This window comes from Ignatzschineria sp. 22MB058224, from assembly GCF_058188435.1.
Genome location: NZ_CP187366.1, coordinates 1,116,349 through 1,128,923, shown reverse-complemented (window position 1 = coordinate 1,128,923; position 12,575 = coordinate 1,116,349). Strand labels below are relative to the sequence as shown.

At 39.5% G+C, this 12,575-nt stretch carries 10 protein-coding genes; 1 reads left to right on the top strand and 9 read right to left on the bottom strand.

Annotated elements, in window-relative coordinates:
- Positions 1-196 precede the first annotated feature (196 nt).
- Positions 197-1,513 (top strand): Na+/H+ antiporter family protein, encoded by a 1,317-nt coding sequence (locus ACPF7B_RS04900; protein WP_490504714.1) that lies wholly within the window; start codon positions 197-199, stop codon positions 1,511-1,513.
- Between the two features lie 128 nt (positions 1,514-1,641).
- Here the strand turns inward: ACPF7B_RS04900 and ACPF7B_RS04895 are convergent, their stop codons facing one another.
- From ACPF7B_RS04895 to mrdA, 9 genes are all read right to left on the bottom strand, one after another.
- On the bottom strand, positions 1,642-2,364 hold the full coding sequence (locus ACPF7B_RS04895) for a YoaK family protein (protein WP_490504713.1): 723 nt from the start codon (positions 2,362-2,364) through the stop codon (positions 1,642-1,644).
- Between the two features lie 189 nt (positions 2,365-2,553).
- Positions 2,554-3,609: an HNH endonuclease gene (locus tag ACPF7B_RS04890; protein WP_490504712.1), complete on the bottom strand. Its 1,056-nt coding sequence runs from the start codon at positions 3,607-3,609 to the stop codon at positions 2,554-2,556.
- Between the two features lie 3 nt (positions 3,610-3,612).
- Positions 3,613-4,209, bottom strand: coding sequence for a class I SAM-dependent methyltransferase (locus tag ACPF7B_RS04885; RefSeq protein WP_490504711.1), 597 nt, complete (start codon positions 4,207-4,209; stop codon positions 3,613-3,615).
- A 187-nt stretch (positions 4,210-4,396) separates the two neighbouring features.
- A complete protein-coding gene (gene pckA, locus ACPF7B_RS04880) occupies positions 4,397-6,010 on the bottom strand; it encodes a phosphoenolpyruvate carboxykinase (ATP) (RefSeq protein WP_490504710.1) in 1,614 nt (537 codons plus the stop codon).
- A gap of 106 nt (positions 6,011-6,116) precedes the next feature.
- Positions 6,117-7,289: a D-alanyl-D-alanine carboxypeptidase family protein gene (locus tag ACPF7B_RS04875; protein ID WP_490504709.1), complete on the bottom strand. Its 1,173-nt coding sequence runs from the start codon at positions 7,287-7,289 to the stop codon at positions 6,117-6,119.
- Positions 7,290-7,303: 14 nt separating this feature from the next.
- Positions 7,304-8,239: a septal ring lytic transglycosylase RlpA family protein gene (locus ACPF7B_RS04870; protein ID WP_490504708.1), complete on the bottom strand. Its 936-nt coding sequence runs from the start codon at positions 8,237-8,239 to the stop codon at positions 7,304-7,306.
- Entirely contained in the window at positions 8,239-9,327 is a 1,089-nt protein-coding gene (gene mltB, locus ACPF7B_RS04865; protein WP_490504707.1) for a lytic murein transglycosylase B, read from the bottom strand. Before mltB ends, ACPF7B_RS04870 begins: the two co-directional genes overlap by 1 nt.
- A complete protein-coding gene (rodA, locus tag ACPF7B_RS04860; protein ID WP_490504705.1) occupies positions 9,328-10,464 on the bottom strand; it encodes a rod shape-determining protein RodA in 1,137 nt (378 codons plus the stop codon).
- A complete protein-coding gene (gene mrdA, locus ACPF7B_RS04855) occupies positions 10,454-12,574 on the bottom strand; it encodes a penicillin-binding protein 2 (RefSeq protein ID WP_490504704.1) in 2,121 nt (706 codons plus the stop codon). Before mrdA ends, rodA begins: the two co-directional genes overlap by 11 nt.
- Position 12,575 lies beyond the last annotated feature (1 nt).

Below are 12,575 nucleotides of genomic sequence, written 5' to 3'. Positions count from 1 at the left end.
CATGATTGATCGATTTTTAGCGCCGGAATTAGGCAGTTTGCTGTCTTGACTGTCAGGTTCCTTTTATCAACCGAGATATGCGCCAATAGGGGGCAATGCACAATAGTAACGCAGATCATCACAACCGTAATAATTTACAATAATTCTAATAATTGAGAGCGGTATCGCTCAGTGAAAGTTTAAGGAGGGGGAGAATATGGAAATTTTATTAAATCCAGTTCTTATTTCAGTAGTTTTGATGATTGTACTCTGTTTGAGTAACGTTAATATTCTATTAGCGATTATGATCTCTGCAATCGTCGGTGGTTTAGTTGGTGGATTCGATATCAGTAAGACGATGGATCTCATTGTCTCGGGAATGGGAGGGCAGGCGAATACCGCTTTAAGTTACGTCTTGCTCGGCGCACTTGCCGGAGGTATCGCCCAAACAGGCTTGACCACCATTTTATCCAATAAGATGGAGCGAGTCGTTGGAAAGCGCGGAAAGGTCTTCTTGCTGATTTTAGCAGGTGTTGCGTGTCTTTCTCAAAACGTGATTCCGGTACATATCGCCTTTATCCCGATTTTGATTCCACCACTTCTCAAGATGATGAATGATCTCAAGATGGATCGCCGGGCGGCAGCTTGCTGTTTAACCTTTGGTCTTAAAGCACCTTATGTTGCGCTTCCTCTTGGATTTGGACTCATCTTTCACGGTGTTGTTGCCGAGAATATGACGCTCAACGGGATGGAGGTTGCCAATACTGAAGTGTGGAAATATGTTTGGATTCCGGCATTGAGTATGGTGGTCGGTCTCTTGATTGCAATCTTTATCAGCTATCGTAAAAAGCGTGATTATAAAAATCTTCCCATTATTGCGTCAAAAGAGTCAAAATTAGCAGTAACAGATCACTTCACACTGCAACATTTCGGAGCGATTTTAGGTGCGCTCAGTGCCTTTGTTGTTCAACTCTGGACAGGTTCGCTGCCATTAGGGGCATTGATCGGCTTAGGGATTATGGTGCTCTTTAAAGCGATTCCTTTTAAAGCGCAAGATAGTGCGATTTTAGATGGAGTAAGATTGATGGGTTTTATCGCCTTTGTGATGTTAATCGCATCGGGTTATGCACATCTTTTAAGAGAGACAGGCGGAGTTGATCATATCGTTCAGGTCTCTAAAGATCTTGTCGGCGGTAGCCAATTCTGGGGCGCGGCGATGATGTTGATCGTCGGGTTATTAGTCACCATGGGAATCGGTACTTCATTCGGAACAATTCCAATTATTGCGACCATCTACGTTCCATTTAGTATGGCATTAGGATTCTCTGTTGAAGCAACAACGATGCTGATAGTCGTTGCCGCAGCACTCGGCGATGCCGGTTCACCCGCTTCCGATTCTACTTTAGGTCCTACTGCCGGATTGAATGCCGATGGGCAACATAATCATATCTGGGATACCTGTGTACCGACATTTTTACACTACAATATCCCTTTAATTATTGCGGGATTAGCCGGCGTGATGTTCTTTATGTAGTCGATATCTACCTACATCAGTCAAAGATATATAAGAGAGCCTTAGCAATATGATGACAATTGAAAAGTCACAGCTGCTAAGGTTTTTTTATGAGGCGATAACGCCATTATAACTTAAGTTTTGATAGTTTAATTGTAGTGAGAATCGATAGGTTCATGCTCATTATCTTTCGCATAGAGAAGATAGATTAATACCCAAAAAAGAACCAATGCCGGGAAGAAGAGCATCTTCTCATTAAAGTGAGCCGTCGCAATCGTGCCGATAAAACCACCTAGGGCAAAGCCGGCAATTACATAGAAGAAGATCAAACTCTTAATGAGCGCATGAATTCGGCCAAAGAGGGTGAGCATCAAGAAGTTAAAAGCCTCTTGCAATACCGGCGTAATGGCAACATTTCCATAAGTCATACCATCTACTTTATGGAACGCATTTCCCTGCATGCCGGCAATAAAGGAGATAATAAGGCAGATATGGGTAATAGTGAGATAGCCATCTAAAATGCCGGTTCCCAAAATCGTTAAGAGTAAAACCTCAAAAGAGAGAATCACAAATGCCCAAGTCTTACGTCTCTCCTCTTCCAGATAGGCGATAAATGCCGTTGTCATCGACCCCAATCCAAAGGCAATCCCGACCCAGATAATTCGCCTAAAATGCTCCCAATCACTCGTTGCCGCACTCTCTCCAAGGAGAATAAAGTTCCCCGATTGCAATGTGCTAAATGCCTTAATTTTATGGTAGGTATATCCATTTAAACAGCCGGCAATCAGCGCCAAAATAAAGGCCATCATCGGCGACTCCACAAGCGGCGTCTTCGGCGTTTTAATCGGGCTGAGTGTCTTTTCGTAACTCATCTTCTGTGATCCTTTATAAATAGGGCAAAGACCAAATCGATCTCGCCGGCAACATCTATTCAGTGACAATATCAGATAATGATTGCCATTATATCGGATTTAATATTTTCGATAGTTGATCGAATGAGTTTAATCGCTTAATAACAGTAGAGCAGTACCAATTTCAAACAAGAAAGATTTTGGAAAACCTTATTTAATCTCCGGCGCCCATAACGACAGTCCATTTTTATTCTGTATTTGAGTATAAGCCCAATTAGCAATTGATTCTGAACGGATGCGATCGGCAATAAATCCTATTTTTCCGACCTCCTCAGTGATGAATGCATCATACTCGAGGTTTCTCTCTAACCATTTTTGATAGAAATCGAGATCTGCGAGGAAGTTGCTCTTCTTACTATTACAGCTGTGATCCGCCAGTACGAAATTATGCGCTGTATCGACCTGATAGAGGGACCAAGGAATAAAGTGGTCAACGGCAGATCGGTTTCGTATTGGTTTATTACAATAAAAGCAACGATCGCCTTGAATCTCTTGCAAGATTGGTTGGACGCGAGTGAGCTGGTTGCGATCAGTTTCAAAGAGGAAAGTATCTAGATCGGGCAGGGAATCTAAGAGATGGGCATTTTGTTTATTTAAGCGTACCGTATCGACCCATGCTTTTTGACAAAGCTCTTCAATAATCAGGTTGAAGGTTCGAAGGCAATACATCACATTGGGAAGAAGCGTAATCTCGGTAGAGGTCGATTGATCGTAATTGTAGAGAAACTCAAAAGACTCTTTTTGAATATATTGCAGGCGCCAAATAGGATTATTTTTAATAATCTGAATAGTTGCTCTATTTAATTTATTCCACGCATCCTTATCAGAACGTGCTTTCGAGATTGTGCGATACTTTTCTTGCGCTTCTGTTAATCGTCTGATGATTGCGGCTTGAGAGATATTACTTTGAAAAAGAATAAAAGGTTCTTGTTCTTGGAAGTGAAAAGGTTTTGCCTGATTCCAGTAGAGTTCTATAAACTTATCGGCAATATCAGAAAACTTTAAGACAAGACGATCGCCCGTTGGTTTCCCCTTTTCAATAGCAAGGCGCGTGATACTTAAAAGAAGGGCATATTTGTAGGTTGCCGTTGTATCGGCAAAGCTGATTAACTGCTGAATATTATTGAGAAATTCGAGCTGTTTTTCGGCGGATGGAATCGGTAATGACTCAGCAAAATCCTCTTGAATGATCTCTGTTGTAATCACGCTCTAATCTCCTCTTTTTTGAAAAATAATATTGAGCCACTCATCATCTCTATCGGGTCGATTATCTGATGTGATCCATTGTTGTAATAGCAGAATGTTTTTGTGTGGTTTCAAGAATTGAGCCATCTGCTCTTCATTAAGATCCGTAAAGTGTCGCCCCTCTTTCTCCCGATCTTCTGAACCATATTTGAAAGAGAGATAACAGATTCCTCCATTTTGAAGTGAGTCAATCAATGATTGTAAAACCTCTGGCAAACGATCTCTTTCACAATGAAGAAGCGAAGCACAAGCCCAAATGCCGGCATATTGATTTTTTGCCGTGATCTCATAAAAGCTTCCTACTTGAATATCGAGCTTAGTCTTTTCCCGCGCTAATTTCACAAGCGCTTCTGAATAATCAAAAGCCTCAACATGATATCCCTTTTGCGAGAAATAGAGCGCATCTCGACCGGAGCCACAGCCCACATCAAGAATGATTCCCTTTGCCGGCAAATAACGAAGGAATGCACGATAGAGCGGTTCCATATCCACATAGAAAGTATTTTCAAAAAAGGATTCAGCTTCGCTGTTGTAGTAGGTTTTGGTTGTTATTGATGTCATATTTTTATAAACCAGTGAATAAGCTTTAACTTTTAAACGATATTAGTGAATAGTATATGCTTGTGAAATTTTATGCTATTGAGTTGTTTAGTTTATTGTAAGCAATAGAAAAGCTGATTCCGAATAGATTCAAAATCAGCTTTTTTACATTTAATGTTTGAAGTAAAAATTAACTTAATAACCCTAATTACGCTTTTTTAGGGCCTACTTTTGCAAGTTCAGCACCTAGAGCAGTATCAGTATATTGGTCAAAATTCTTCTCGAAAAGATCTGCAAGATTATTTGCTTTCTCTTCCCATTGAGCAGCATCTTCATAGGTGTTACGCGGATCTAAAAGATCTGTATCAACACCTGTTACAGCTGTTGGAACATCAAGATTAAAGAGCGGAATCGTTGTTGTTTCTGCTTTATCAATTTCACCATTTAGAATTGCATTAATAATGTTACGCGTTGCTTTAAGTGATATACGTTTGCCTGTTCCATTCCAACCGGTATTTACAAGGTATGCAGTGGCACCTGATTCTTGCATTCTTTTTACAAGAACTTCAGCATATTTAGTAGGATGTAATAATAAGAATGCTGCACCAAAACATGCTGAGAAGGTTGGGGTTGGTTCGGTTATGCCGCGTTCTGTACCTGCTAATTTAGAAGTAAAACCTGAAAGGAAGTAATATTGCATCTGTTCAGGAGTTAATTTTGATACAGGGGGAATAACGCCGAATGCATCTGCAGTTAAGAAGATTACTTTTTTCGCAGGACCTGCTTTCGAGATTGGTTCAACAATATTATCAATGTGATAAATAGGGTAAGAAACACGCGTATTTTCAGTTTTCGAACCATCTGCAAAGTCAACAGAGCCATCTTCTTTGATGACAACGTTTTCAAGAAGTGCGTCACGACGAATGGCTCCATAGATCTCTGGTTCGGCTTCTTTAGAAAGATTGATTGTTTTTGCATAACAACCCCCTTCAAAGTTAAATACACCATCATCATCCCAACCATGTTCGTCATCACCGATTAATTCGCGATTTGGATCCGTTGAAAGCGTTGTTTTACCAGTGCCTGAAAGACCAAAGAAAATTGCAGTTTCACCATCTTTACCAACATTAGCAGAACAGTGCATTGATGCAATGCCTTTTAATGGGAGAAGATAGTTCATAACAGAGAAGAGACCTTTTTTCATCTCGCCGCCGTACCATGTACCACCAATTAGCTGCATATTTTCAGTCAAGTTAAATGCTACAAATGTTTCAGAGTTCAATCCCATCTCTTTGTAGTTTTTATTGGATGTTTTTGCACCATTAAGCACTGTAAAGTCAGGCTTAAAGTTCTTCAATTCTTCTTCAGTTGGGCGAATAAACATATTTTTTACGAAGTGTGCTTGCCATGCAACTTCTGTAATGAAGCGAACACTTAAACGAGTTTCCGCATTCGCACCACAAAAACCATCAACAACAAATAGACGTTTACCAGAGAGTTGGTCAACAACTAATGTTTTAAGTTCATTCCAAATATCTTGAGAAATAGGTTTGTTATCATTTTTACCTTTTCCTGAATCCGCCCACCAAATGGTATCTTTAGTAGTTTCATCACGAACAATATACTTATCTTTAGGTGAACGACCTGTGTAAATGCCAGTGTCAACTCCGACTGCACCAAGGTTTGTAAGATATCCTTTATCGTAGCCTGTTAAAGAAGGATCCGTTTCTTCTTTAAAAAGAACATCGTAGCTTGGGTTGTATAAAATTTCAGTCGCAGTAATACCTTGAGCTTTTAGATCATCAATAATCTTTTGTGACATGTCTCTCGTTTCCTAAAAATTATGTTCAAAAAAATAACACCATCATTAAATGTGCAAGATATCATATCGAATAAACTACAAGAATACTACAAAAAATTGATTAAATTTATAGCGCTTCTTTAAATTTCGTGATTTTATTATTGAGTTTTGTTAAAAAAGTACTCCACAAACGATGAAAAATACCAACTTTTTCAACATCTTGAAGTGCTACTACCGGAAAGCTATAAAGAAGATGATTATCGATGTAAAACTCTAAGTTTCCAATTTGTTGACCTTTTGTAATCGGAGCTTCTAGTCCATTAGTGATTTGAATCTGTGCTTTAAGATTTTCATATTGCACTTTGGGAAGCGTGGCTGTAATACTTTCGCTTACACCGACAGGCACTGTTTTTTCAACGCCATGGAGAAGATTTGCATGGGCAATGACTTGATTGGCATCGTATAGTTTTTTACGTGCAAAATTTTGGAATGCAAAGTTAATGAGTTCGCGTGATACACGTTGGCGATACGCTTCGCTATCTGCTCCCATCACTACGACAATAATTCTAAAACCGTTTCTTTCAGCACTAGAAGCTAAGCCATAACCTGCGCTGTTAGTATGACCTGTTTTGATGCCATCAACTGTTGGGTCTTCCCATAGAAGTGTATTACGATTGTTTTGTTTGATATTATTCCAAGTAAAAGTTTTTTGAGAGTAATATTTGTAGTGATCTGGGAAGTTTTTAATCAGTGCGCGTGAGAGAATTGCAAGATCATAAGCGGTTGTTAAATGTTCTGGATCAGGTAATCCACTAGCATTTTTAAAGTGGGAATTTTTCATACCTAATTCCGCAGCTTTTTCATTCATTTTTTTTGCAAATGCTTCTTCTGTCATATAGGTATGTTCAGCAAGTGCAACGGCTGCATCATTTCCAGACTGTACAATTAGACCTTGTAGTAAATTTTCAACCGAAACAAGCGTCCCTTCTTCAAGGAACATTCTTGATCCTGACATACTACGTGCTTTAGGCGAAATTAAAACGCTATCATCTTTATGAATTGCACCACGATGAAGAGCATCTGCCACAATATAATCAGTCATGATTTTTGTAATGCTTGCAGGCTCAAATTGGGTTTGACTATTGGACTCTGCTAAAATTGCACCTGTGTCAAAATCCATGATAATCCATGACTTCACAGCGTATTGCGGAAGTTGCAAGGAGGAGTTAGGCATCTGGGCAAAGGTGGCGGTTGTTGTTGCGATCACAAGTGCGCAAATGGAAAAAAGTTTTTTAAACATATTTTTCTTCATCTTTAAAATTGAACAATAGTTGTATTAACAGGAAGTGAAAAAGCACTGTTTTCAGCGGCTTCACGACTACTATAATTACCTATAAAAACGCGATATAGGCCTTTATCATATTGAATATTTACCGGTCTTTGGAGTCGATTAATCATCGATTGCTGAAATTGATAAGCATTCCTTTCACTACCAAACGACCCTAATTGTACATGATAACCGCCATTTTGTGTCGATGTGGCATAATCATTTTTAGTAGTTTGTGCGCTGTAACTTGTATCTATAAAGCTTGGGCTAGTAGGTGCTTGATCAAAATATTGCTGTTCAAGGATGACTATATCGTCCCCAGTATTTGTTGGAAGAGTGATAATATCCTCCGTTTTTTGTTCAATGATCTCTGGAGCTTTAGACGCTTTGTAAGGCTTGCGAGGCTTTTTACTCGAGTCAAGATATTGGTAAGGTTCAATCGCTTCAACTAAAACGGGCGCCGTACCTTTTTGAATAACATCTAGTTCTTTTGCCGCCGCATGTGACAAGTCAATAATTCGCCCTTTTACAAAGGGACCACGATCATTCACTAACACAGTAATTGATTTTTTTGTCTCTGTATTGGTGACTTTTACAAAGGTGGGGATTGGTAAGGTTTTGTGTGCAGCGGTATATGCATGCATATTGTATGGGGTACCGCTTGAAGTGGGTTTCCCATGAAATTTATCGCCATACCATGAAGCCATTCCTCTCTCTTTATAGCCCTTACTCGTAGAAAGTAGGTGATATGTTTTTCCAAAAACAACGTAACTTGCAGGATTACCTGATTTACTCAAAGGAAGATCCTCAGGAACCGCGCCTTTACCATTCCATTTCGGTGACTTTACTGAAGTGGTTGAACAACTGGCTGTAATCAATGCTATGCCAATGATCATAAGAATTTTACGATGGCGTAAACACATTAATGAACCCCTTTCTTAATAGCCTCAGATACCTGGAACACTGCAAGTGCATAGAGTTTTGAATGGTTGTATCGAGTAATTGCATAGAAGTTCTGATAGCCTAACCACCATTCATCTACTTTCGGATTACTACTGACCTCAAATTCATACAACGTGACTTTTGCATTTGGATTAGCATTCGTGATTACACCGGCATTTTTAAGTTGTTGAACAGTCTCTTTAGGTGATGTTAATCGACCTGTTTGTTTTAAGTTTTGGTAAGCATTATTTGTCGCACTAACAGAGACTTGTTCAGCAATTTTTCCGCCTCGAACCCAGCCACTTTTCATTAGATAATTTCCTACCGAACCAATTGCATCGACAGGGTTATTCCATAGATCACGATGACCATCGCCATCAAAATCGACTGCATAGGCAAGATAGCTAGATGGCATAAATTGCGGATAGCCCATTGCACCGGCATAAGATCCTTTATAACTAAATGGATCGCCGCCATTTTCATCGAGGATTTTAAAGAAATTAGCGAGTTCCCCTGAGAAAAATTGTGCTCGGCGCGGGTAATCAAAGGCTAATGTTGAAAGAGCATCCACAACTTTCCAAGACCCTCGATTCTGCCCATAACCTGTTTCAACCCCAATAATTGCAGCAATCACAAAGCGATCAACACCATAAACCTCTTCGGCACGCTCAAATGTTGTTTTATAGGTTTGATAGAAGGCAATTCCATCATTGATTCGTTTTTCAGTCATGAATATAGGACGATATTTTCCCCAATTCATAACACCTTCCGCAGGGCGATTCATTGCTGCAATAATTTTGGGCTGGAGATGAGTATGATCGAGAATATTTGCCATCCATTTAGGATCAAGATTCTGTTCACGACTGACTTTATTGATAAATTGTTGAACCTCAGGGCGCTGTGTCAAATTAGAACGCTCTGGGTATTGGATAGTTGTTGGTACACTATTTGTGACTGTTTTTGTAATGGAAGTACTAGTGTTATTTAATGGGCGCTGTGATGATTCACTTGCACAGGCTGTTAATGTAACGGTGCTTAAAAGAACGAATGACAAATAACGTAATCTCATTTATTGAATCCTTTTTGTAATAGGGGCAGGATGTGAATAGATATTCATTAAGATACCAAATGAAACGAACAAAGTAATAATTGCTGTTCCACCGTAACTTATAAAGGGAAGCGGTACTCCAACAACGGGGAGAATTCCACTTACCATTCCTGTATTCACAAATACATAGAAGAAGAATACTAAACAGACAGAGCCACCAACTAGTTGAAAGTAACTATCTCTTGCATGAAATGCAATATAGAGACCTCGCCAAATCACTAGAAGATAACAGATAATTAGTAAAGATGTCCCAACAAGCCCAAATTCTTCTCCAATAATGGCATAAATAAAGTCTGTCGTTGCCTCTGGTAAAAATTGTAGTGAAACTTGTGTACTATTTTGCCATCCTTTCCCATAGATTCCACCAGAGCCAATTGCTATTTTGGATTGGATAATTTGATAACCTTTTCCAAGAGGGTCCATCTCAGGATTTAAAAAAGTAATAACACGATCTTTTTGGTACTCCTTTAGTCCAAAGAACCATGCGGTAGGAATGGTAATAGCAACGGCAACTGCTGCAATAACAATGTAACGCCATTGAATACCAGCTAAAAAAAGCACTGATATACCGGCAAAAAGTATAATTAATGCAGTACCTAGATCGGGCTGCATAAAAATTAGTGAAAAAGGAAGGCCGATTAGAAAGAGTGAGCCGACTATATTCCAAAAGCTTGGGGGAAGATTTGTTTTGTGAAGATAATAAGCCACCATCATGGGAACTGCTAACTTTGCAATTTCTGAGGGTTGGAAGCGTAGAATTTTAAGGTCAATCCAGCGATGCGCGCCATTAGCTTCAACGCCGATAAATATCACTGCTATTAATAGTAAAATTGCGGCAATATAAAAAAGGGGTGTTAGTTGCTTGATGCGCTCTGGTGGGATAAATGCGATCACAATCATAATGACAAATCCCCCAATAATTTTTAATGCTTGGGATGTCACATATTCAACATTATGGTTTGATGCACTATATAGCACTAAAATGCTAAATAATGTGAGCAAGAAGATCAGAAATGTTAAAACAGTATCTAGGTGGAAAAAAGAGAGAAGCCCTTTTGGTTTCACCTCTTCTGTATGATAAAGCTCTTCATATTTCATGTTCAATCCTTATTAACCCATTACTCTTGAGTACTTTTTCTTTTGAATCATCAACGCCTAGACGAATATTTAGTAAAGATTTCAAGTCGATGGACTGCGTATCTTTCTCATCAAAAGGGAGAGATTCCGAATTCTCATTGTCTAAGAAAAATGGTGTTGACTCTAGTTGTAGTTCAGGTAATTCAAAGTCCTTGTTTTCCTCAAGAAGAGCTTTTTCCTCGTTCTCAAATTTTTGAAGTGTTTCGATTGCATAAGGTGTATCAAAATCTTTCAGCCATGCATCAACAATCTTTTGCGCCATAGGTGCTGCAACTCGTGAACCCGAACCGCCATTTTCGACAATAACGGCAACAGCTATTTTTGGTGCTTCTGCTGGGGCAAAAGCAACATACCAAGCATGATCATGGAATCTTCGATCGAGATTTTTAGCATCATATTTTGCACCTTGAGCGATTGTTTTTACTTGTGCTGTTCCTGTTTTGCCGGCAGTAATATAATCTTTTGACTTAGTATTTCGTGCAGTTCCTTTATTACCATGCACAACGGCAATCATCCCATCGATGACAGTATCCCAATAACTATCATCTTTTAAAATAATAGGTTTTATGGGGGTAGGTTTTACAAATTCTTTTTGATTGGATGGTGGCATTGCGGTTGCGCTTAAAACATGTGGTTCAAAGGCATCTCCTCGCATTCCGACAATTGCGGTTGCTTGTGCGATTTGCAAAGGTGTTGTCAGCCAGTAGCTCTGTCCGATACCAGCGGTAATCGTGTCACCTGTGTACCAAGGTTGTTTAAAGCGTTGACGTTTATACTCTGGTGTAGGCGCAACTCCGCTAGATTCGCCAAGTAAGTCGATATTTGTTTTTGCCCCAAGTGCAAATGGAGCAAGAAAATCTGTCATGGTATTAATACCCATATTATAAGCAAGCTCATAGAAATAGACGTCGCATGAACGCTCGAGCGATTTCTTAAGGTCAGAAGGGCCATAATATCCCATATCTCTGAATTTGTGATTATTACCGGGAACAGAGAAGTATCCTTTACAATTGATAATTGTTTTATCGGTAATAAAATCATTTTGAAGGCCGGCAAGGCCTATCTGTGGCTTGATGACTGATCCTGGAGGATATAATCCTTGCATAACGCGATTTAGAAAAGGTGTTGAAGGATCATTGTTCAGCTCGTTAAAATCTTTGTGAGTAATACCATCGACAAATAGATTAGGATCATAAGTTGGTTTAGAGACAAAAGCTAAGACATCACCACTTTGGGGATCAAGCGCTACTAAAGCGCCATCGTAATCTTCGAGAACTTCTTCTGCAAGGACTTGTAAACGAAGATCAATTGTTAGGTAGATATTTTTTCCAGGAATAGGAGCGACTTCGCTGATTTTTCGGACAGTTCTTCCCGATGAACTCGCTTCTACGGTCTCAAATCCCATTGTACCGCGCAAAATATTTTCAAAACTCTTTTCAGCGCCGCGCTTACCAATATGAGCAATGCCACTATATTCATGTTCGAGCCCATTTTCAGTAATTTCACGAAGATCGCGAGTATCGACACGACCAACATAGCCAATAGCATGAACCGCGCGATTTTTATAAGGATAAGTCCGTACTAAGTCTGCTTGTAAATGAACGCCATTTAATTTGTGTAAATTAATCGCGATTTGTGCGGATTCTTCCGAGGTAAGTCCTCGTTTTAATACAACGCTTTCTTGGCGATTGCTGCGGCGCAGTGCTTGTTCAAATTTTCGACGCTCATTGTCACTAATTGGGACAAGTTCATTGATTTGTGCAACGAGCTCGTCTAAGGGTTGTGTGATGTTTTGGCGAATGATTTCTATGTTGTAGGTGGGGATGTTGGTTGCAAGAATCTTGCCATTGCGATCAAAAATCTGCCCTCTTGTAGGAGGGAGAGGAATAAGTTTTATTCGATTGTCATTTGAGCGGGTAATGTAGAGCTCATGTTCTATGACTTGAAGATGGAATAAGCGAGCAATCAATAAAAACAGGCCAATAAGTACCAAGATACTGCTAATTAAAGCACGACCTAAGAAGTGCCTATTTGTTGTTGATGATTTTTTTTGTGCTCGATCATTCTTCATA

What these genes read in the sequence shown, in the direction of transcription:
- ACPF7B_RS04900 (WP_490504714.1), top strand. Translation starts at nt 197, where the DNA reads ATGGAAATTTTATTAAATCCAGTTCTTATTTCAGTAGTTTTGATGATT.
- ACPF7B_RS04895 (WP_490504713.1), bottom strand. Translation starts at nt 2,364, where the DNA reads ATGAGTTACGAAAAGACACTCAGCCCGATTAAAACGCCGAAGACGCCG.
- ACPF7B_RS04885 (WP_490504711.1), bottom strand. Translation starts at nt 4,209, where the DNA reads ATGACATCAATAACAACCAAAACCTACTACAACAGCGAAGCTGAATCC.
- pckA (WP_490504710.1), bottom strand. Translation starts at nt 6,010, where the DNA reads ATGTCACAAAAGATTATTGATGATCTAAAAGCTCAAGGTATTACTGCG.
- ACPF7B_RS04875 (WP_490504709.1), bottom strand. Translation starts at nt 7,289, where the DNA reads ATGTTTAAAAAACTTTTTTCCATTTGCGCACTTGTGATCGCAACAACA.
- ACPF7B_RS04870 (WP_490504708.1), bottom strand. Translation starts at nt 8,239, where the DNA reads ATGTGTTTACGCCATCGTAAAATTCTTATGATCATTGGCATAGCATTG.
- mltB (WP_490504707.1), bottom strand. Translation starts at nt 9,327, where the DNA reads ATGAGATTACGTTATTTGTCATTCGTTCTTTTAAGCACCGTTACATTA.
- rodA (WP_490504705.1), bottom strand. Translation starts at nt 10,464, where the DNA reads ATGAAATATGAAGAGCTTTATCATACAGAAGAGGTGAAACCAAAAGGG.
- mrdA (WP_490504704.1), bottom strand. Translation starts at nt 12,574, where the DNA reads ATGAAGAATGATCGAGCACAAAAAAAATCATCAACAACAAATAGGCAC.